The sequence below is a fragment of the Desulfoluna sp. genome (assembly GCF_030145185.1).
In the GTDB taxonomy this organism is placed as follows: Bacteria; Desulfobacterota; Desulfobacteria; order Desulfobacterales; family Desulfolunaceae; genus Desulfoluna.
This window is the reverse complement of sequence record NZ_JAQYWB010000021.1, coordinates 37281-58990: the sequence shown is the minus strand read 5'-3', so window position 1 is coordinate 58990 and position 21710 is coordinate 37281. Positions and strand designations below refer to the sequence as shown.

At 60.0% G+C, this 21710-nt stretch carries 17 protein-coding genes and 2 tRNA genes; 13 read left to right on the top strand and 6 right to left on the bottom strand.

The window, feature by feature from the left end; genetic code table 11:
- Window positions 1-7 precede the first annotated feature (7 nt).
- Window positions 8-424: a DUF3842 family protein gene (locus tag Q1Q75_RS08840; protein WP_300669446.1), complete on the bottom strand. Its 417-nt coding sequence runs from the start codon at window positions 422-424 to the stop codon at window positions 8-10.
- Window positions 425-1012: 588 nt separating this feature from the next.
- Here Q1Q75_RS08840 and Q1Q75_RS08835 point away from each other — a divergent pair.
- From Q1Q75_RS08835 to Q1Q75_RS08820, 4 genes are all read left to right on the top strand, one after another.
- Window positions 1013-1732 carry a hypothetical protein gene (locus Q1Q75_RS08835; RefSeq protein WP_300669444.1) on the top strand — a complete coding sequence of 240 codons (720 nt, stop codon included), beginning with the start codon at window positions 1013-1015 and terminating at the stop codon, window positions 1730-1732.
- A 59-nt stretch (window positions 1733-1791) separates the two neighbouring features.
- Entirely contained in the window at window positions 1792-2577 is a 786-nt protein-coding gene (locus tag Q1Q75_RS08830; protein WP_300669441.1) for a cyclase family protein, read from the top strand.
- Window positions 2567-6490, top strand: coding sequence for a response regulator (locus tag Q1Q75_RS08825; RefSeq protein ID WP_300669438.1), 3924 nt, complete (start codon window positions 2567-2569; stop codon window positions 6488-6490). The genes Q1Q75_RS08830 and Q1Q75_RS08825 overlap by 11 nt, the downstream gene beginning before the upstream one ends.
- Before the next feature lie 231 nt (window positions 6491-6721).
- Entirely contained in the window at window positions 6722-7129 is a 408-nt protein-coding gene (locus Q1Q75_RS08820; RefSeq protein ID WP_300669435.1) for a YkgJ family cysteine cluster protein, read from the top strand.
- A gap of 62 nt (window positions 7130-7191) precedes the next feature.
- Here the strand turns inward: Q1Q75_RS08820 and Q1Q75_RS08815 are convergent, their stop codons facing one another.
- Window positions 7192-7584 carry a pancreas/duodenum homeobox protein 1 gene (locus tag Q1Q75_RS08815; protein ID WP_300669432.1) on the bottom strand — a complete coding sequence of 131 codons (393 nt, stop codon included), beginning with the start codon at window positions 7582-7584 and terminating at the stop codon, window positions 7192-7194.
- A 214-nt stretch (window positions 7585-7798) separates the two neighbouring features.
- On the opposite strand from Q1Q75_RS08815, the gene acnB reads away from it, so the two are divergent.
- Window positions 7799-10318 (top strand): bifunctional aconitate hydratase 2/2-methylisocitrate dehydratase, encoded by a 2520-nt coding sequence (acnB, locus tag Q1Q75_RS08810; protein ID WP_300669429.1) that lies wholly within the window; start codon window positions 7799-7801, stop codon window positions 10316-10318.
- A 121-nt stretch (window positions 10319-10439) separates the two neighbouring features.
- Window positions 10440-11159, top strand: a complete 720-nt coding sequence (locus Q1Q75_RS08805) for a ribonuclease H family protein (protein ID WP_300669426.1) — start codon at window positions 10440-10442, stop codon at window positions 11157-11159.
- Window positions 11160-11392: 233 nt separating this feature from the next.
- Here Q1Q75_RS08805 and Q1Q75_RS08800 read toward each other — a convergent pair.
- Both Q1Q75_RS08800 and Q1Q75_RS08795 read right to left on the bottom strand, forming a co-directional pair.
- Window positions 11393-11482 (bottom strand) — tRNA-Ser (locus tag Q1Q75_RS08800).
- 11 nt (window positions 11483-11493) lie between these two features.
- Window positions 11494-11579, bottom strand: a tRNA-Ser gene (locus tag Q1Q75_RS08795).
- A 354-nt stretch (window positions 11580-11933) separates the two neighbouring features.
- Here Q1Q75_RS08795 and Q1Q75_RS08790 point away from each other — a divergent pair.
- The 7 genes from Q1Q75_RS08790 (at window position 11934) to mutL (ending at window position 19348) form a co-directional block, all read left to right on the top strand.
- On the top strand, window positions 11934-12371 hold the full coding sequence (locus Q1Q75_RS08790) for a hypothetical protein (protein WP_300669423.1): 438 nt from the start codon (window positions 11934-11936) through the stop codon (window positions 12369-12371).
- A 493-nt stretch (window positions 12372-12864) separates the two neighbouring features.
- A complete protein-coding gene (gene argS, locus Q1Q75_RS08785) occupies window positions 12865-14520 on the top strand; it encodes an arginine--tRNA ligase (protein ID WP_300669420.1) in 1656 nt (551 codons plus the stop codon).
- 57 nt (window positions 14521-14577) lie between these two features.
- Window positions 14578-15273 carry an SPOR domain-containing protein gene (locus tag Q1Q75_RS08780; protein ID WP_300669418.1) on the top strand — a complete coding sequence of 232 codons (696 nt, stop codon included), beginning with the start codon at window positions 14578-14580 and terminating at the stop codon, window positions 15271-15273.
- A gap of 76 nt (window positions 15274-15349) precedes the next feature.
- Window positions 15350-15637 (top strand): Asp-tRNA(Asn)/Glu-tRNA(Gln) amidotransferase subunit GatC, encoded by a 288-nt coding sequence (gatC, locus tag Q1Q75_RS08775; RefSeq protein WP_300669416.1) that lies wholly within the window; start codon window positions 15350-15352, stop codon window positions 15635-15637.
- Window positions 15638-15652: 15 nt separating this feature from the next.
- Window positions 15653-17125: an Asp-tRNA(Asn)/Glu-tRNA(Gln) amidotransferase subunit GatA gene (gene gatA / locus Q1Q75_RS08770; RefSeq protein WP_300669413.1), complete on the top strand. Its 1473-nt coding sequence runs from the start codon at window positions 15653-15655 to the stop codon at window positions 17123-17125.
- A gap of 71 nt (window positions 17126-17196) precedes the next feature.
- Window positions 17197-17385 carry a hypothetical protein gene (locus Q1Q75_RS08765; protein ID WP_300669410.1) on the top strand — a complete coding sequence of 63 codons (189 nt, stop codon included), beginning with the start codon at window positions 17197-17199 and terminating at the stop codon, window positions 17383-17385.
- Window positions 17386-17482: 97 nt separating this feature from the next.
- A complete protein-coding gene (gene mutL / locus Q1Q75_RS08760) occupies window positions 17483-19348 on the top strand; it encodes a DNA mismatch repair endonuclease MutL (protein ID WP_300669407.1) in 1866 nt (621 codons plus the stop codon).
- A gap of 102 nt (window positions 19349-19450) precedes the next feature.
- On the opposite strand, the gene Q1Q75_RS08755 is transcribed toward mutL, so the two are convergent.
- Both Q1Q75_RS08755 and Q1Q75_RS08750 read right to left on the bottom strand, forming a co-directional pair.
- Window positions 19451-19651: a cold-shock protein gene (locus Q1Q75_RS08755; protein WP_236889636.1), complete on the bottom strand. Its 201-nt coding sequence runs from the start codon at window positions 19649-19651 to the stop codon at window positions 19451-19453.
- A gap of 666 nt (window positions 19652-20317) precedes the next feature.
- A complete protein-coding gene (locus Q1Q75_RS08750) occupies window positions 20318-21670 on the bottom strand; it encodes a phosphomannomutase/phosphoglucomutase (protein ID WP_300669401.1) in 1353 nt (450 codons plus the stop codon).
- Between the last annotated feature and the right edge of the window lie 40 nt (window positions 21671-21710).

The following is a 21710-nucleotide window of genomic DNA, read 5'->3' as shown; positions in this document are numbered from 1 at the left end:
GACGTCATCAGTTCAACAGGGTTTTCAGACCCGACTCAATCAGCTCGTCCACCAGATGAGGCAAGGGCGCCTTATGAACGCCCACCACCTCCACATTGTCCTGGGAGAGGGGGAGAAGCACTTTTTTTGCCGCGCACCCGGAGATGGCCTCGGCCATCACCGGGGTCACTTCCCCCATGAGCGCATGGGCCATCACAATGCCCAGGGGGCCGGTGACCACATCACAGGTCCCCACGCTTCGAATGATGGCGTTCTCTCCTGAAGCCCCCCGATTGGCGCCCGCCTTGAGCATCTGGGCCGTCGCCACGGCATTGGTGCCCAAAGCGATAATCTCCACCTGCGCGGCAAAAAGGTCCTTGATTCGTCTGATGATGGCGCTTCCGATGCCGCCTCCCTGGCCGTCAATAACGCAGATTCTCAACATAGCGAACTCTCATATGTCTGGCGATCAATAAAATGACTTGGATGCTTACCGGAAAGGCCCTCGCCTGTCTGTTTCTCTTCCCCGAAGCCCTAACCTCCCTTGTTGAATACCCATTGTTATCAAACCCGTATCGCCCCCGTCAATCCTGATGCGGGAAAATCGCTTCCGCCGGCACACAAACACAGACTCTCGCCCCCCGTATGGCTTCTTCCCTGGCATGGGTAACTTTCCCAGGGAAGGCACAGAAGCGGAATGCCACGTCTTTTTTTCCTTATCAGGGAATGAAGAGTTGAAAAAAAAGTGGGTTTCCGGCAAAAATAAGGATTGATAAAACGATGCGTTCGTCAAACGTCACCGTGACAAGCACCTCGAAGCCACGTCAGGCGTTCATAATAAATGACCCCGACACCATCGTAGATGAATAGTGTTTACAATTTTTGACAGGTTATCCGAAAACAGGCGGTCCCCTCTCTCCACAGCCCCATCGTACCGGATTTCAAAGGGAATGAGGAGCGTCGCGTTTTTTTAATGTCATACACCCGGTCCGATTCCGGCGGCCATGAGACTTTCCAAGCAGCGTGCAGTCCTATGTCTTACATCGATGCGTTACAACTCACACGAGACCCCTTCGCCGACTACGTCGACGCCGTCTCGTTTTTTCCTTATAAAAAACTCACCGAAACCGTCGCACTTGTGCGTCGCCTGGTGGAGACCACCCACAATGTGGTTCTCATCAGCTCCGATCCGAGGGGGGGGAAAACCCTCTTGATCAAACAGGTCCTGGCCGTGGACGAGGAGAACTGGAGCGTCTGCACCCTGAGCCTGCCCACCGGCGGTAAGCCTCTTCGGGCCTACACCATGGTCCGGGAGGGATTGCCCGTGGTGATGGTCGACGACGCCCACTGCCTCGAACCCGAAGCCCTGGCCGCCCTGATCAAACTGACCACCGATGAGGGGGAACCGCGCCAGTTCAAACAGGTGATCCTCACGGGCCTGCCCCACACGGCCGCGATTCTGGATACCCTGCGCCACCTGGTTCCGGGACACGACGGCATTCAGGAAGTGCCCCTGCCCCCCATGACCCTTGACGAAATGAAGACCTACCTCGCCGGGCGCCTGCGTTCGGCCGGTTATACCGACGAGTTGCCCCTGACCGACGGCCAGGTCATGCGAATCCACACCCATTCCGGGGGATTTCCCGGAGCGGCCAACGCCGAAGCCGCCAAAGAGCTGGCCCAGGAATACGCCGGACAAGAGACCACACCGCCCCCGAAAAAAGGGCTTCTGGGACGTTTTTTCAAGCGATAGCCCTCATGCGCAGCGGCCCCCCTTTTGTATAAGGGGGCACCCCACCCACAGGAGATGCCATGGAGATCCTTGATCTATCCGCCCCCCTGGACACCGACAAAGCCTGGGCTCCCTGGTGGGCCCGCACCCGTGTCAAACGCCAGGGGCACCGCTTCGGTGCCCTGGCGGTCTTCCTTCTCACCGGCCTCACCCCTCGTTTTTTGCGCCACCGCCTCGGCTGGGCCAACGAGACCCTCTCCCTCTCATCCCACGGCACCACCCACTTAGACGCTCCCTGGCACTACGCCCCCGACTCTGGGGGAAAACGGGCCCTGACCATCGATGAGGTTCCCCTCTCCTGGTGTTTTTCCCCGGGGGTCTGCATCGACATGAGCCATAAAAAAGATGGAGAGGCCATCAACGAAGCCGACATCACGGCCTGGGAAAAAACCGAAGGGCATTCCATCACCGCCGGAACCATTGTGCTCATCCGAACTGGCATGGACCAATGGATCGGGGACCCGGCCTATTTCACCACCGGCCCCTGGGTCACCCGGGGAGCCACGCGTGCTCTCCTGAAACGGGGCGTCAAGATCACGGGCATCGACGCCTGGGGATGGGACGGTCCCCTCTCCCATATGGCCCAACGAGCAAGACAAGGCGATGGGACGTTCTGGGAATCCCACTACGAGGGAGCCGACACCCCCTACTGCCATCTGGAGAGGCTGGCGGGTCTTGACCAACTCCCAACCACGGGCTTTACCGTCTGCTGTTTCCCCCTGAAGGTCAAAGGCGGCTCTGCAGGACCGAGCCGTGTGGTGGCCCTTCTGGGCCCCCCCGGAGAGAGAGACCGCCATGGATACTGAACCAATCCGCCCCTTCAGGGGAGCTGAAAAAAAAGGCGCTCTGCTGGTCCTGGGACTTCTCCTCCTCTTCGCCATGGACGCCCGGGGAGCCGCCCTGGACGTGACGCACCTTGACGGGAGCCTGCCCCCCGGCCAAACCCTCCTCTGGATGGCCGACGCGGAAGGGGACCTCACCGTCGAAAAGGCGGCCCAACCCGCGGCCCCCTTCAAGTCTTTAGCCACACTCCGGTACTCCTTTGGCTTTATGGATTACCCCCTCTGGGGCAGACTGACCCTGGCCAACCAGGGGGGCCAGCCCTTTCGGGCGGTGCTCTCCATCAACTACCCTCCCTTGGATGAGGTGATTTTTTACCACCCCGGCCCCACCGGGTTCATCCACGAGGTCAGCGGAGACACCCACCCCTTTGCCATGCGCCCCCTGGCGCACCGCACCATCGCCTTCCCCATCACCTTGCCCCCCGGGGAAACCACCGTGTACCTGCGCATCGCCACCCGGGGCGCCATGACCCTGCCCGTTCAGGTCTGGTCCGCCGAGGCTTTTCAGGAAGCCGATCATGCCCGCTTGCCCCTGGAATGGATCTTTTACGGCATCATGCTGGCCCTGGCGTTCTACAACCTCTTTGTTTTTTTAACCACGCGAGAAAGCACCCATCTCTATCTGCTTCTCTTCACTCTCTCCATGACCCTGCACTCCATGGTCCACTCCGGCCACGCCTTCCAGTACCTCTGGCCGGAATCGCCGGCCTGGGCCAATATGGTCAATCCCCTGCTGCTGGCCTCCTCGACCTTTTTTGCCCTGCTCTTCTCCCGAGGATTTCTGGGGACCCGATCCCTCTGCCCCGACCTGGATCGTCTGGTCAAGGGCGGGCTGGCCCTCTCTTTGGGGTTCGCCGTGGGGTCCCCTTTTCTGGACTACCACCTCCTCAGCCAATGGGTCGCCGTCTTCGGCATCACCACCATTGCCGTGATGCTGGGGGGAGGGGTGGTGATGTACCGCAAGGGAATCCTCAGCGCACGATTTTACATTGTGGCCTGGTTCTTTTTTCTCGCCGGCTGCGCGCTTTCCGTGGGCAGTCTCTACGGCATGGTTCCCATCACCCCGCTCTCAAGGTGGGGCGTGGAGATGGGCTACGGCCTCTTGATCCTCCTCCTCTCCCTGGGGGTGCGGGACAAAATGCACAACCTTGAAAAAGAGCGCAACGAGGCGCTCACGGCCTTGAAAGAGTCGGAAGAGAAGTATCGCTGCCTGGTGGACAACGCCAACGACGGCATCATGGTGGAGATAGACGGAAAGATCTCTTACGCCAACGACGCCATCGTGACCATGTGCGGGTATGACCCAGAGACCTTCCTCGGACTGCCCGTGGGCGAGGTCTTTGCCGACGCCGACAAAGGACGGGGCATGACCGATGAGCGGCTTTCTGCCCGCCGAAAGGGACGGGCAGAGCCCGGACAATACGAGGCCCGCATCCTCCAGAAAGAGGGGGGCGCCGTGGATGTCATCCTCTCCGAAACCGCCATTGTCATTGGGGGAAAAGGGGCGATCCTCTCCATCATCACCAACATCACCCGGCAAAAGCAGGCGGAAGAGAAGATCAACCAGCAAAACGAAGAGCTCACCGACCACCGCAACCGCCTGGAGGAGTTGGTGGCCGAGCGCACCGATCAGCTGGAGAAGGCCATCGGACGATCCGAGCTGGCCGTTGAAGAGGCCCAGGAGGCGGCCATCACCAAAAGCACCTTTCTCGCCAACATGAGCCATGAAATCCGCACCCCCATGAACGCCATCATCGGCATGAGCGACCTGGTGATGCGCACCGACCTCTCCCCCCGGCAGCGCGAGTACCTGGGCATCATCCGCTCCTCCTCCCGCTCCCTGCTTCAAATCATCAACGACATCCTCGATTTCTCTAAAATGGATGCCGGCAAGCTCCGGTTTGAAGAGATCCCCTTTCGCCTGGCCGAGGTGGTGGACGATGTCACCGACCTCTTCATCGAGAGCTGCGTGCGAAAAGACATCGAGCTGGTGGTGGACATCGACCCGGAGGTTCCCGACGAGCTGGTCGGAGACCCCTTACGCGTTCGCCAGGTGCTTGCCAACCTGCTCTCCAACGCCTTCAAGTTCACCGAATCCGGTGAAATCTCCATCACCGCCACCTGCGTCCGAAGGGAAGAACACCACGTGGAGCTCTTTGTGGCCGTGCGGGATACGGGGGTGGGGGTGGACCCCAAGCGCTCCGACCGCCTCTTTGAGGTGTTCAGCCAGGCCGACGGATCCACCACCCGCAAATACGGGGGCACAGGGCTGGGGCTGGCCATCTGCCGAAACATCGTCGAGCGCATGAAAGGGGCCATCTGGGTGGAACGGGCACTGGGAGGGGGCAGCCGTTTTTGCTTCACCGCCCGCATCCGGTTTATGGATCAGGAGACCCCACGCGCCCTGGTCCCCGATGAGATGCGCACAGGCGCGGTGCTTCTGGTGGAAGACAACGCCACCACACGCACGGTGCTTACCCGCTACTTAACGGGCTTCGGCTTCACCGTGGTGGAGGCCCAAACCGGGGAAGAGGCCCTCAAACACTTTCGAAAGGGGAGCTACCCCCCTTTAAGCCTGGCCGTCATCGACCTGCAGCTGCCCGGCATCAACGGCATTGACACGGCAACAGACCTCTGCCGAAGCGGAGGGGCCTCCAGCCCCCGGATCATGCTCACCGGTCCCTTTGGCCGGGAAGAAGAGGTGGTCCGGGCCCGGCGTCTCGGGTTTGCCCATTTTCTCATCAAACCCGTCAAGCAGTCGGCTCTTTTCGACACCATCATGGAACTCTTCGGTGCGCCCCGCACCCAAAAAAAACCATCACCCCCCCCCGTCAGCATCCAAGACCTGAGGGGCCTTTCCATCCTGCTGGTGGAGGACAACCCCATCAACCAGATGGTGGCCTGCGAGGTGCTCAAGGGGTGGGACCTGAACGTAGAGACGGCGGCCAATGGCCTGGAGGCGGTCAAACAGGTGGAGACAAAGACCTACGACCTGGTGCTGATGGACCTTCAAATGCCGGTCATGGATGGCCTGGAGGCCACCGCCATGATCCGGGACAACCTGGCCATGACCGATCTGCCCATCATCGCCATGACCGCCCACGCCATGCAGGGGGACCGGGAACGCTGCCTCCACGCCGGCATGGACGACTACGTCTCCAAACCCATCCATCGGGAGCGCCTCTTTGAGGTCATCGCCCGCCACACCGTGGGGGGGGCCGCTCCACATGCCTCGGAACCCACCCTGGTCGGAGGATGCGTCCTCGATTTCGATGCCGGAATCGAGCGACTGGGATCCGTCGATCTTTACGACCGGGTGCTCTCCCGGTTTCAAGAGGAATACCTGACCTTTCCTTCGAAGCTGTCCTCCCTGCTGGAGGACTGCGATCTCAACGCCGTGCGCTTAGAGGCCCACTCCCTTAAAGGGGTGGCGGCCAATATCGCCGCCGACCCCCTGTCTGCGGAGGCAGCCGCCATGGAGGAGATGGCCCGTCGAGAAGACCTGGCCAGTGCCCGGGAGCTCTTTCCCTCGCTGGACAAGGCTCTCTCCCACGTCCTGGCCGCCATTGAAACCCTGGGACGCACCGAGGCCTCGACGGAAACGGATCATCAGGTGGAAGAGGGGGAGGTGAAAAAAGAGACGGAGCCCCCGGCCCACTCGGAAGGCGCAGGGCATGAAGCCATGGTGAACCGCCTGAAAGCCGAGCTGGCAGCGGCGGATCCCGTGGGGGCGGTGGAGGCGGTGGAAGATCTGATCCGTCTTCTCAGGCAGGAACGTGAAGAAAGCGCGCTGGTTGCCATGCAGGAAGTCGAAGCCCTCATTGAGGCCTACGACTTCCAGGGAGCGCAAACACGCCTTGCAGACGTCACCGGATGAAGGGTCTTTCCATCTCCGCCAAATCTGTGGTAGGAGACAGGCACCCCTTTCACGTAGAAAGGGACCTTTCTTACCGCAACCGCAACACAAAAAGACGATCCACACGAAGGGTGATCCGTTCGTCCCAAGTCGCCGCCAGAAGCGCCTCAAACCATCCGGGGCTCTTGCAGGTGAATACGTTGCAACAGCCTGTCTGTCGAGCTCACTCGAGGGACGTTTTGCGAGGCCACCATGACTCAACCGACGCTTTTAACCCAGCCTGGATACCCCTTCTCCTTTGACCCCTCTGCCTGCGATACCTGCAAAGGGCGCTGCTGCAACGGCGAATCCGGCAACATCTGGATCACCCGGGGGGAGATCGAGATCCTGGCTGAGACCCTGGGCGTGGATGTGCCCACCCTGGCCGACAACTACCTGAAAAAAGTAGGATACCGTACCTCCATCGCAGAGCGATATGAGGCCGGCAATTATGCCTGCCTTCTCTACGATGATCAAAAAGGGGGGTGTTCGGTCTACGAGGCCCGCCCGGCCCAATGCCGCTCTTTTCCTTTCTGGGACTACTTCAAAGAGCGGCCGGACGAAGCGGCCAAAGAGTGCCCGGGGGTTATCCTGAGAGGAGCCCCGGAGCCGAGAGGGTAATCGAGGGACACCCGGCGGTGTCCCTTCGGAAGGGAGTGCATGACGAGGACAAAAGAGGGCTCTCAGGCAAGGGAGAGGGAAAGGGGCACCACATGCAGAGCCCGGGAGAGCTCCCGAGTTCGGCCCATCTGCCAGCCCGTGCAGTGAGCGGTCTCCCCCAGAACGGCATTAATCTTCTCCACCAGCCCTGCAATATTGATCAGGGGGTGGCGGGAAAAAACCTCGGGAAGGCCATACGTCAGGCTGCAAACCAGGCACTTGCCCGGCCTCTGTGCGAGGCGCAGCTCAAACTCAAGGGTCTTCTCATCGCCCCCGGCAAGAGCCAGGGAGATATCATAGGCTCCATCATCGGCATCCCCGTAGAGCGCTTCAAAAAACTGGTCGGAAAAATCGGTCGGAAATAACTCCGCGAGAACGTCGGCAGTAAACAGAGACCGAAACGTGTCCATGATCATGGGTGGATGCTCCTTGGTCATTTTTGATTTGCGTGACTGAAGACCCCGGGTGGCTAACCCCCAGCGCCCACATGGTTTTTTAAAGGAAAGAAACCTATACACCATGAAAAAGCCGGCGGTCAAATCAAAAAACACCGTCGGACCCGCCCTTTTGGCGGCAAAGGAAGCCCTGAAGACGACAACGATGTGCAACAAGACAATCAGGAGTGTGACGATGCTTACCACATACAAGCAAGACGCTGCCAAAAGGCAAGAGATGGGAATTCCCCCGAAACCGCTCACCGAGATGCAGGTGACGGCCCTTTGTGAACGTTTGCAGGCACCCCCCCAAGGGGAAGAAGCCGAACTCACCACCCTTCTCTCCCAACGGGTTCCCCCCGGCGTGGACCCGGCAGCCCAAATCAAAGCCCGGTTTCTCACCGCCCTGGCCCAGGGGGAGACAACCAGCCCCCTCATCGCCCCGAACGAGGCGGTTCGCCTGCTCGGCACCATGGGCGGCGGCTACAACACGGGCGCCCTCTTTGCCCTTTTAAGCCACAAGACCCTGGGCGAGAAGGCCGCAGAGGCGCTCTCCAGGCTCCTCATCGTTCCCGACGTGTTTGACCGGGTGGTGGCAGACGCACCGACCCAGCCCACCGCCGAGACAGTGCTCTCTGCCTGGGCCGAGGGCCTCTGGTTCACAGAGAGAGCCGCCCTGCCTGAAAGCCTCACCGTCACCATCTTTAAGGTAGAGGGTGAGAGCAACACCGACGATTTTTCCCCCGCATCTGAGGCGTGGAGCCGGCCCGACATCCCCTTGCACGCCCTGTCCATGCTGAAAAGCCGGGATAAAAACGCCTTGAACACGATAGAAACACTGAAAACCAAAGGCCACCCCGTGGCCTTTGTCGGCGACGTGGTGGGGACCGGCTCCTCCCGAAAATCCGCCGTCAACTCCCTGCTCTGGCACATCGGGGAAGAGATCCCCTTTGTCCCCAACAAACGCGCAGGCGGGGTGGTGATCGGCGGCAAGATCGCCCCCATTTTCTTTAACACCCTGGAAGACGCCGGCGCCCTGCCCATCGAATGCGATGTCTCGGCGCTCTCCACAGGCCAGGTGATCACCATCCATCCCTATGAGGGCACCCTGGTCGGAGAGGACGGCACCCTTTTGGCTCGCTTTGCCTTAAAAACCGAGGTGCTCTTTGACGAGGTCCAGGCCGGAGGCCGCATTCCCCTTATCATCGGGCGCACGCTCACCCGTCAGGCCAGGGAGGCCAAGGGCCTGGCCGACAACGCCCTCTTCCGCCCCACCCCGATCGCAGCAGAAACCGGAAAAGGGTACACCCTGGCCCAGAAGATCGTGGGCCGCGCCTGCGGCTGTGAGGGCGTCCGACCCGGCACCTACTGCGAGCCCAGGATGACCACCGTGGGCTCCCAGGACACCACCGGCCCCATGACCCGGGATGAACTGACAGAGCTGGCCTGCCTGAGCTTTGACGCGGATCTGGTCATGCAGTCCTTCTGCCACACCGCTGCCTACCCCCGCCTGGTGGACATCGCCATGCATGACTCCCTGCCCGGATTTATGGAGAGCCGGGGGGGCATCGCCTTAAAACCCGGCGACGGGGTGATCCACTCCTTTTTAAACCGCATGATTCTGCCCGACACGGTGGGCACCGGCGGAGACTCCCACACCCGTTTTCCCATGGGCCTGAGTTTCCCTGCGGGCTCCGGCCTGGTGGCCTTTGCCGCCGCCATGGGGTCCATGCCCCTGGACATGCCTGAATCCGTACTGGTCCGCTTCACAGGGACCCCCAAGCCCGGCATCACCCTCCGGGACATCGTCAATGCCATTCCCCTTTCGGCCATCCACCGAGGGCTCCTCACCGTGGAAAAAGAGGGCAAGAAAAATATCTTTTCCGGACGCATCCTGGAGATGGAAGGGCTGGACCACCTCTCCGTAGATGAGGCCTTCGAGCTCACCGACGCCTCGGCCGAGCGCTCGGCCGCCGCGGCCACCATCCGCCTCTCCGAGAGCCAGGTCTCCGCCTTCCTTCGCTCCAACATCGCCCTCTTAAAAGAGCTGGTGGCAAAGGACTACGCCACAAAAGCCACCCTTGAGCGGCGCATCGCCGCCATGGAAGCCTGGCTCGCCACGCCTGAACTTCTCTGCGCCGATGGCGATGCCGAGTACGCCGAGGTGATCGAGATTGACCTGGGTACCCTCACCGAGCCCATCCTCGCCTGCCCCAACGACCCCGACGACGTCAAACCCCTCTCCGAAGTCGCCGGGACCCAGGTGGAGGAAGTCTTCATCGGCTCCTGCATGACCCACATCGGCCACTTTAGAGCCGCCGCCGCCCTTCTCGACGGCGAGGGCGAGGTCCCGGTGCGCCTCTGGATGACCCCCCCCACGATGATGGACCAGGCCCAACTGAGACGCGAAGGGATCTACAACCGCCTCGGTCGAACCGGCGCCCGCCTCGAGGTTCCCGGATGTTCCCTGTGCATGGGCAACCAGGCGCGGGTCGCCCCTGGAACCACCCTGCTCTCCACCTCAACCCGCAACTTCCCCCACCGCATCGGGGATGGGGCCAACGTCTTCTTAGGCTCCGCCGAGCTGGCCGCCGTCACCGCACGCCTGGGCCACCTGCCCGACGTCGCCACCTACTTTGAAAAGGTAACGGCCCTGGCACCCCAAAAAAAAGAGATCTATCGGGTCCTCAACCTGGCCGACGAACCGGCCTCCTAAGCAACCCCCTTAAAAAAACAAAAAAGCCTTTTCCCACACCGGGAAAAGGTTTTTTTGTTGGGCAGGGGCAAGCCCCGACATTTCATAAACAGAGAATCAAAGAGAAAAAGGACGCTTCAGAGTGGCAAGTCAAAAGTTTTATGCGGTGGCAAAGGGCCGGAAGCCCGGCATCTACACCCACTGGCCTGAGGCTCAAGCCCAGGTGAGCGGCTTTCAAGGGGCCGTCTACAAGGGGTTCAAGACCCGATCAGAGGCGGAACAGTGGATACTGAGCCCCTCGTATGGGGCTGGGAAGGCAAAGAGTAAGACGACATCGGCAACACCCCAAACCGCCTCCCCCATCTCCGATGACGCGCTGCGGATCTACTCAGACGGCGGGGCACTTGGCAATCCGGGTGTGGGGGCCTACGGGGTGGTCATCATCGATGGAGAGAGGCGAAGGGAACTGAAAGGGGGCTTCCAGCATACCACGAACAATCGCATGGAACTGTTGGGCTGCATCATGGGGCTGACGGATGTTCTCAACCCCACGCCACCGGACAGGCCCATCGTGGTCACGACAGATTCAAGTTACGTGGTGAACGGCATCTCAAAGGGCTGGGCAAAGGGTTGGAAAAATCGTGGTTGGCTGAAATCAGACGGGAAACCGGCTCTTAACACCGACCTCTGGGCTCGGCTGCTTGAGCTGACAGAGGGTGGCCACGTGGCGTTCAGGTGGGTGAAAGGCCATGCGGGGCACCCGGAAAACGAGCGGTGTGATGCGCTGGTAAATGAGGTAACACGGGGCGATGGAGAGGGGCTCGTGCCTGATACGGAGTACGAGGCTCAGCAGGCGTCTTGATCGGGAGGGGGCTTTTGTTACGCCGAAAATCACCCTGACCCACAATGGATTCACTCAATGTCCTGCAGATGTCCTTGTCCGTTGGTCGCGGATGCGCTGGGACCGCCAGTCCACGGAGGACCCAATCCGCCGTTTTTTGTACCCAAAGGTGTACCAGGCGGTAGACGAGCAGCGAAATGGAGCCCCGTAAAAACAAAAAAGCCCCAACAAAGTTGGGGCTCTTAAAAACAAATTGGCGGAGAAAGAGAGATTCGAACTCTCGATGGGCGTTAACCCATACACCCTTAGCAGGGGCGCGCCTTCAGCCACTCGGCCATTTCTCCGGAGCTTCGTTTGGCGGAGGAGGTAGGATTCGAACCCACGGAACTTGCGCTCAACGGTTTTCAAGACCGCCGCCTTCGACCACTCGGCCACTCCTCCACTCAAATTTACTCGGACTAATTACCATTTGAATTGGCCAAGGTCAACAGGTTTGTTGGCCTAATTTTATGAAGTCTGAAAACAAGACGGAAAAGAGCCGCCCACGTATGATCCCTTCTCTGTGTTGACATCGGAGGATTTTCGCTTATTATAATGAATTGATAAAATCCAAACAGGCAAGCGGCCTTTTGGATTCCCAGATCGCCGTGGCGGTGCGCAGGGGAGACCCCTGCGGGCGAAAGCCCGGCGTTTTTTCTGTGGTCTGCTCACGGGTTGGCAGGCCACGTCGATCCCCAAAAAATCTGTACCTTCCGCATCCCAAAGCCGGGCGGAACAATCATTCGGAGATAAATCATGGAGCAAAAGTACATCATTGACAAAGACCTTGACGCAGGCACCCTCACCTTAAAAGAGATGGCGGAAACCGATGTGGGCAAATACAGTGTCCTCCACAACGCCTGCTTTGAGCTGGAAGCCATAGAAGCAGCCCTCTCCGCAGGCAACGAGGCCCTGATTGCCCTGTTCCGCAACAACAACTTCTTCCCCCCTGAATTCCCCGCAGGAGTCCTGGCCGAGGGGCTCCGTTCCATGTTCGGCGATGACCCCAAAAACTCTCTCAAGATCATTTTCTCCGACAACGATTCCCTGGCGAGCCACAGAGAAGAAGCCCAGGAAGCGCTGGCCACCGATGAAAAAGAGCAGGTGGAGATCGACAAGCTTCTGGATGACGATGACACGGAGGCCGATGACGCGGGTGACAGCAAGACCGCCGCCCCCGACGCCAAGGCCTGATCCGCGAGAGACATGATGTAAAAAAAGGGGCGCACCCCATTGGGAGACCGCCCCTTTGCCCCTGTCCCTCAGGGGAGGGGGGGGGGATGTTGCCCTGCCATGTACCCCGGGGCGTGGGAAGCACTCTCACCGCCGTGATGCAGCGCAATCGCCCTGGGTCGGACAACCCCCGGCCTTTTTTTTATGGCTGGAGGTGTAAACACCCCCGCGCCTTGACTTGCGAGGCAAAACTATTTATTACATAATGTTCTTTTAAAATGGGGCTTTTGGCCTGGCGAACGCGCCCGACCGAAACAAGGCCCCTTGCCGGCACCCTATCGGCGCCGGATTCCGTTTCGGCTTGTGAAGGCTGCCCTTGCAGTCCCCCCCACCCATGGCGACCCTGGATGCACAGGCGTGCCAAAAAAGCGTTTTTTCGCATGTCTGCGTGGGATTGGACCGAACCGTAGTGACTGTACCAGACCGTCATGAACCTTAAAGTGAAGCAGATCAGATGAAGCAGACAATCAAAGCATTGATCGAAAACGCCGCCCTCGCGGCGTATGAAAAAGGGGCCCTCCCCTCCGATACCTTCCCCCCCGTCACCGTGGAAGAGCCTAAGGTAGAGAGCCAGGGGGACTATGCCACCAACATCGCCATGGTGATGGCCAAGGCCCAGAAGATGGCGCCCCGAAAGATCGCCGAAGCCATTGTCGCCGAGATCCCCGTCGAGGGCCTGGTGGAACGGCTGGAGATTGCCGGCCCCGGGTTTATCAACCTTTTTCTGAAAAAAAGCACCTGGCTCACGGCGATATCACGCGTGGAAGCCGGAGGTGAGGCCTACGGCGCCTCTCAGCTGGGGGCAGGCAAAAAAGTTCAGGTAGAATTTGTCAGCGCCAACCCCACAGGCCCCCTGCATGTGGGCCATGGACGTGGGGCCGCCGTGGGCGACAGCACAGCCCGAATCCTGAACTTTGCCGGATTTGAGGTGGACAAAGAGTACTATATCAACGACTCCGGTCGCCAAATCCGAACCCTGGGCCTCTCCCTCTTCCTTCGCTACAAAGCGCTCTGCGGCCAAACCGTGGAGTTCCCCGGAGACTGCTACCAGGGCGACTACATCATCGAGATGGCCCGAGAGGTCCAAGCTGACAAAGGGGAGTCTCTGCTGGCCATGGAGCAGGACGAGGCTGTGCAGATCTGCGCCCGCATCGCCGCCGACGAGATCCTGTCCGGCATCAAAAACGACCTGGAGGCCTTCGGCGTCCCCTTCGACAACTGGTTCAGCGAGCAGAGCCTCTATGACGAAGGCCGTGTGATGGAGACCATTGACGAGCTCAAAGCCAAAGGCACTGTCTTTGAAAAAGAGGGCGCCCTCTGGTTTAAAGCCACCGATTACGACGACGAAAAAGACCGGGTGGTGGTGAGAAGCAATGGACAGACCACCTACTTCGCCTCCGACATCGCCTACCACATGAACAAATTTGAACGGGGATACCAGCGTCTCATCGATGTCTGGGGAGCCGATCACCACGGATACATCCCCCGGATCAACGCCTCCATCGAAGCCACCGGGCACAACCCGGAGGACTTTGACGTCATCCTCGTCCAGCTGGTCAACCTGCTTCGGGGCGGAGAACCGGTGGCCATGAGCACCCGCTCCGGCGAGTTCGTCACCCTGAAAGACGTGGTGGATGAAGTGGGGGCCGATGCCGCCCGATTCATCTTTCTCTCCAGGCACTACGACAGCCCCTTGGACTTTGACCTGGACCTGGCCAAAAAGAAGAGCAACGACAACCCGGTCTTCTATGTGCAGTATGTCCATGCCCGCATCACCAGCATCCTGGAAAAAGCGAAAACAGAGAGAAATTTAACCGTCTCGGCTGTTCCCACCGAGCTCCTCTCTGAACCCGAAGAGATCACCCTCATGAAAGCGATGCTTCGCTTTCCCGACGTGGTGGACACGGCGGCCCGACTCTTAGAGCCCCACCGGATCTCATACTACCTGATGGATCTGGCTTCGGCCTTCCACAGCTACTACAACAAACACAAGGTGCTCACCGAGGATACCCACCTCTCGGCGGCCCGATTGCGACTGGTTGCCTCCGTGCGACAGGTGATCAAAACAGGCCTGGCCCTTCTGGGCGTGTCGGCTCCGGAAAAAATGTAAACCGACTTCAAGGGCCCGGAAGATTCCGGGCCTTTGAGCCAACCCCCTGAGGGACTCATGGCAAACGCTGCGAAGACAAACCCCAAGGCCCCGACCCCTTTCATTACCCGGAGCAGCCGGGAGACCCTCGGTTGGAGCACGGCTCTTTTTCTCCTGTTCGGCTGGTTGTTTTTTTTAGGGGTTCTGGTGGGCCGCGGCAGCATTGAGGTGAATCTTATCCCCACCGACGTGCAGCGTGAACTCGCCGTGATGCCAGACAAACAGACCGTACCGGGCCTTGATAAGAAAAGCCCCGATTCCAAAACGCCCCCCCCTTCGGTGGAACTTTCTTTTTATAAGGAGGTTAAGCAAAGCGAGGAGGCCATTACCAAATCGAGTCGGATGACCAAGACCCAAAAACCGGTGATCCCCCCGGGACAAGCCGCACAGCCCGAGGCGACCTCGGCCTCGCCCTCCCCGGCTCCCGTGGTCGCCCGAACCGAGCGCCCTGCGCCTGTGTCGCCCCCCATCACCCCGCCTTCCGAGGGGTTTACCATCCAGGTGGCGGCCCACATCCAGGAAGAGTCGGCCGACGCCGAGGCCAAAGCCCTTCGCAACCAAGGCTTCCCCGCCTACTTCATGGCGGCGACCAACAGCAAGGGCCAGACCTGGTACCGGGTGCGTGTGGGACACTTTGCAAAGCACGCCGACGCCGCCAAAGCGCTCTCGCGCCTTGCCCGATTGAAAAGCAAAGCCTATGTCGTGAAACTCTGACGGAACCTCACGGCATCACCGATATGACAAGGCCATCTTGGGGGTCCCCCCCAGGCGATGGACAAAGGAATGCGATATGAAGATCACGAAAGAAGAGATCCTCTACGTGGCCAACCTGGCACGGCTGAATGTGGACGACGTGGAGGTGGAGAAGCTGGCCGCGCAGATTGGCGACATCCTCTCCTATGTGGATACCCTGGAAAAAGTCGACACCGACGGGGTGGAACCCACCACCCACGCCATCGACCTCACCAATGCCTTAAGGGAAGATGTGGTGCACCCCCACCTCGGCGCGGAAAAGACCCTGGCCAACGCGCCAGATGAAGAAGAGAACATGTTTGTGGTCCCCAAGGTGGTGGGGTAGATGAAAGGAGAGGCGATGTCACTGCACACAATGACCCTGACCGAAGCCCACGGGCTTCTTCGTGATAAGAAAATCAGTTCCCGGGAACTCACCGAAGCGGTGCTGGCCCGGATTGATGAGGTGGATCCCAAGGTGGGCGCGTACATCACCGTGGACCAAACAGGGGCCCTGGCCGCAGCGGATGCCGCTGACGCCCGCCTCGCCAAGGGGGAGGCAAGCACCCTGACCGGGCTCCCCGTAGGCCTCAAAGACCTGCTCTGCACCCAGGGGCTCAAAACCACCTGTGCCTCCAAAATGCTGGAACACTTTGTCCCCCCCTACGACGCCACGGTGGTCACTCAGCTGAGGGAGGCCGGCGCGGTCTTCCCCGGCAAGCTCAACATGGATGAATTCGCCATGGGGTCCACCACCGAGCACTCGGCCCTTCAGACCACCCAGAACCCCTGGGACCTCAGCCGCGTCCCCGGTGGATCCAGCGGAGGCTCTGCCGCGGCCGTGGCCGCCGACCTCTGCCTGGCCGCCCTCGGCAGCGACACCGGCGGCTCCATCCGCCAGCCCGCCTCCCACTGCGGCATCGTCGGCATGAAGCCCACCTATGGCCGGGTCTCCCGATACGGTCTCGTGGCCTTTGCCTCCTCCCTGGACCAGATCGGTCCCATGACCAAGAGCGTGGAAGACAGCGCCCTGCTCATGGAGACCATCAGCGGGTATGACCCCAGAGATTCCACCTCTGTGCCCAAAGAGGTACCCGACTACCGTCGTCTCATGAAAGACGAGGAGGGCAAGGGGCTCGCCGGCATGACCGTGGGGCTTCCGGTGGAGTACTGGCAAGCCGACGGGGTCGACCCGGAGGTGATGGCCGCCGTCACCCAGGCCAAAGCCACCCTGGAGTCCCTGGGAGCCCGCTGTGTGTCCGTCTCCCTGCCCCACACCGAATACGCCGTGGCCGCCTACTACGTCATCGCCCCCTCCGAGGCGAGCTCCAACCTCGCCCGCTACGATGGGGTCCGCTACGGCATGAGCCAGCGCGGGGGTGACGGCCTCCTCTCTCTCTACAAAAACACCCGGTCCGAAGGCTTTGGAGACGAGGTCAAACGCCGGATCATCATCGGCACCTACGCCCTCTCCTCCGGCTACTACGACGCCTACTACAAAAAGGCCTCCCAGGTGCGGACCCTCATCGTCGAAGACTTTAAAACGGCGTTTCAATCCTGCGATTTCATCATCTCTCCGGTGGCCCCGTCCCCGGCGGGTAAAAAGGGAGAGAGCGCCGACGATCCCTTGAAGATGTATCTCTCCGACCTCTTCACCCTCTCGGCCAACCTCGCCGGCATCCCGGGCATGAGCGTGCCCTGCGGCTTGACCCGCCAGGGACTGCCCGTGGGGCTTCAGCTTCTCGGACGCCACTTTGACGAGGCCACCCTCTTAAAAGCGGCCTGGCACTTTGAACGGACCGCCGGATTTCAGGGGCAACGCCCGCCCCTTTGACCCCACTTTGGCCGGAGCCCCCTGCGGCACGCCGCATCGGACTCCGGCCCTTTCCCCCTTGGGAGGTGAGTATGACCGTTGTATCTATGGGAGACCGTCTGAAAAACGCCCTCTGCTGGGTGACGGAAGCACGCAGGGACCATCCGGAAAAAAAACTCCTCACCCTGGTGGATCACGCCGGCATGCAGTTCAACCTCTCTCCAAAGGAGTCCGATGCCCTGCTTCGGCTCCTTGAAGGAGAAAAAGAGAACCCGCAGTAACCCCCGGGCGCCTCCCTTGGGGCTGCCTGATCTGTTTTGCACGGGCCCAAGGCCCGCCCCGTTGAGGGCGAAGCCCCTTTCCTTTCCGGAGACATCCATGACCAAGGTTCGCATACTCCCCGATATCCTCTCCAACAAAATTGCCGCCGGCGAGGTGGTGGAACGTCCCGCCTCGGTGGTCAAGGAGCTGGTAGAAAACGCGCTGGACGCGAAAAGCCGCTCCATCACCATCGATATAGAAAAAGGGGGACGCCGCCTCATCCGCGTGGCCGATGACGGCTGCGGCATGGTCCCCGACGACGCCATGCTCGCCATTGAACGGTACGCCACGAGCAAAATCCACACCGATGAAGACCTCTTCAACATTCAAACCCTGGGATTCCGGGGCGAGGCCCTGCCCAGCATTGCCTCGGTCTCCAAGTTCACCCTCATCTCCCGCGCCGAGGATATGGACATCGGCTGCACCCTGGAAATGGCCGGAGGCAAGGTCACCCAGGTCTCGGAAACGGGAGCGCCCAGAGGGACCCTCATCTCCGTGGCTCACCTCTTCTTCAACACCCCGGCCCGACGCAAATTTTTAAAAGGGGAAGGCACGGAGATGGGACACATCGCCGACACGGTCTCCGCCATTGCCCTGGCCTGGCCCCAGGTGCGTTTCCGCCTCACCCACAACGGCAAGGTCGTCAAAAGCTGGCCGGCGACCACCGACCTCCGCCAGCGGGTGGAGGAGGTGCTCGGGCGAGAGGTCCGAGGCCATCTCGCCCCCGTCTCGATCTCCCGGGGAGACCTCACCGTGAGCGGTTTTATTACCGCCCCTGAGATCACCCGAAGCACCACCCAGAAAATTTTTCTCTTCGTCAACGGCCGCCCCGTCAAAGACCGGGTGATCCTGAATACCCTCCTCTCTGGGTACCGACCCCGGCTGATGAAGGGACGCTTCCCCATGGCCGTCCTCACCCTCACCCTTCCCTTCGACTGGGTGGATGTCAACGTCCATCCGGCCAAAAATGAAGTCCGCTTCCGAGACGCCTCGTCCGTAGGCAGTGCCGTGCAGGAGGGGGTCCGCCTCGCCCTGGAGTCTGCGGAGAAAGCCTCCCGCCGTTTTGGAGGCGGACGCCCCCTCACCGCGGCCACCCCGTCCTTCTCCCCGATGCCGATGCCTCGGGAAGGACTCGCGGGCCGCGTGGCGGAACCCACGGCCCTGTTTGATGAAGGCCCCGAGATGACGGGGGAACCCGAAACCTCCTTTGCCCCCCTTCCCCTGCAGCCCTGGCAGGAGACCGACACGCCGAGCCTCTCTGAGGCGGGTGAGACCGAACGCCCCTTGACCGCAGAGGATGAAAAGGCCCCGGAGGCCGCCCCCCTTTCCACCGACGCCTTCCAACCCCCGGGGCAATTCGCCCATCTGCGCGTCATCGGACAACACGCCAACACCTACATCCTCTGCGATGCCGGTGACGGACTCATCGTCATCGACCAACACGCCGCCCATGAACGGGTGGTTTTTGAACAGCTGAAACGCGGGGGCACCCTTCACTCCCAGCGGCTCCTCGTTCCCGAGACCGTGGAACTGGGCTACCGGGAAACCGACGCCCTGGAAGGTATCCTGGACAAACTCGTGGACTTCGGCCTGGAGGTGGAGCCCTTTGGCGGCACCACCTTTGTGGTGAAATCTGTGCCCTCGATTCTATCCACCGACAGCATGGCCGGGTTGATCAGTGAAATCGCGGAACAAAGGGTCCGCATGGGGAAAACAGACACCCTGGAGCAAAGCCTGGACGCCTGCCTCATCCTCATGGCCTGCCATGGGGCCATCCGCGCGGGTCAGGCCCTCTCCCCCAAAGAGATCACCCACCTGCTCACACAGATGGATGCCTGTGACGACCCTTCCTTCTGCCCCCATGGTCGCCCCACCTGGATCCGATGGAGCACGGGCAGCCTGGAGAGAGCCTTCAAGCGTTGACGCCCCCAGGCCGAGCCCACGAAAAAAAAGGGGCCTGCACCACCACTCTCAAACGCGGTGCAGACCCCTTTTCGGAATTTCATGTCCCTATGCTGTCAAGTGCTACAGGCGCATGACGCTCTTTGCGGCACACCCTCTGTCGCTCTCTTCAAGTTCAAAGGAGACCTTTTCCCCCTCCGACAGGGTTCGAAAACCCGGCATATCAATGGAGCTGTGGTGAACAAATACATCGGATCCATCATCCCGTTCAATGAATCCATACCCCTTCTTGTCGCTGAACCATTTTACTGTTCCTTCTGCCAAAACACCTTCCTCCTTATTATGGTTTGACGCACGACGCCTTTGGCCAGAACCCCAAAAGACGCTTTTGCTATCTATCCCGCTTGCCGAAGCGTTTAAGGAACTCGTGCATGAAGCAGTCCGTCATCAAATCAGCGAGGGGAATGTGTATGCGGTGTCGGTAGTTGGGTGTGGTTGATGGAATATATTGTGAAAAGAGGCGCTGGGCGAACAGCAAACTGCGATGACCAGAAGTGGGCTGATGGCCGGGTATCGTGAAATTTCGCTCCGAAGTCGCATGATCGGGTCAAGCAAGGGGGTCAAAAAAGGGATATCTCCCTTGAAAAGAATCAGATAGATGACGTTATTTTTTTTATTGCGAGTCCGGGTATTCCTCTTTACGTTACTTTATTGTGTCTTTAGCATGGGTTAACGAAATTAATCAAGCAAAAAATCTCACAAAATCAACAGCAGATAGCAATGGGCGATAAAAACCCACAGCATCTTGGGACGAGATCGTGAGTTTTTGTCAAATGTTGTGGTTTTAAACGATTGACGAAATAGGTATTATTGTTTCGCGAAAAGAGAGGAAAGGAAGGATCTCATGCCTCGGATAAGGCATGGGATCCTCATAAGAAATGCATATCGCCGGAGCCCCACCCACCTTCAGGCAGGTGAGGGACAAGGCGATCAGACGGCTGCGATAATCTCCTCCAGCACCCCTTCGATCTCGCCCCGGATCTCGGCCAGGCGCGCTTCACTTAAGGCTTCAAACCTCAGGACCAGGGCGGGCTGGGTATTAGAAGCCCTCACCAGCCCCCACCCATCATCAAAGAGAACCCGGGCCCCGTCCACATCGATCACGGTGTGGGTGGCGGCAAAACGATCTTTCAATTTGCCGGCGATGGCAAACTTTACCGTGTCCGGGCAGGTGACCCGAATCTCCGGGGTCGTAAAGGTCTTCGGAAGATCCGAAAGAAGAGAGGAGACAGGCTTGCCTTCGTCGGCCACAATCTCAAGAAGACGCAAGGTGGCATAAAGGGCATCATCGTACCCCAGATAGCGATCGGCGAAGAAAATATGCCCGCTCATCTCACCGGCCAGGTCCGCCTTTGTCTCCTTCATCTTCTCCTTGATGAGAGAATGACCGGTCTTCCACATGATGGCGTTGCCACCCCGGGCCCGGATGTCATCGTACATCACCTGGGAGCATTTGACTTCGGAGATAAAGGTGGCCCCGGGTTTACGGCTCAATATTTCGCGGGCAAACAGCACCATCAGCTGATCCCCGTAGATAATGGCCCCCGTTTCATCCACCACCCCGATGCGATCGCCGTCGCCATCGTAACCAATGCCCAGATCCAGCTTTTTCTCCTTCACCAGGGCCACGAGGTCGGCCATGTTGGAGAGCACGGTGGGATCGGCCTCATGGTTGGGGAAGCTGCCATCCATCTCGCAGTAGAGGGGGTGGACCTCCAGGTCAAACTGGGCCAGCAGGGGCAGGGCAATGGGTCCGGCAGAGCCGTTGCCCGCATCAATCCCCACCCTCAGAGGACGAGACAAGGTGATGTTCTCTCTCAGATAAGCCAGATAGGGGGTGAGGATATCGGTGGCGGTTCGACGCCCTTGCCCTTGCGCAAAGTCCCCGGAATCAATGAGATCTCGAAGGGCCAAGATCCCCTGCCCATGAATGGAATCGGACCCGCAACAGAGCTTAAACCCGTTGTACTCCGGCGGGTTGTGGCTGGCCGTGACCATGACCCCGCCCCCCAGCGAAAGGTGCTGGATCGAGAAGTACAGGAGGGGCGTGGCGCAGTCCCCCAGCTCGGTGACGTCACAGCCGGTGGAGAGGAGGCCGGCGATGAGATGCTCGGCGTAGAGATCGGAGGTGATCCGGCAATCCTTGCCCACGGCGATGTGAGATTTCCCCTTGCCTTTAAGATACGTCCCCACCGCCTTGCCGATCAGACAGGCGTCCTCTTCGGTAAAATCCACGCCAGCCACACCGCGAATATCGTATTCTCTGAAAATGGTTGGGTTCATGCTCACTCCTCAAATAAAAAAAGACGTTGATTGAAATCAC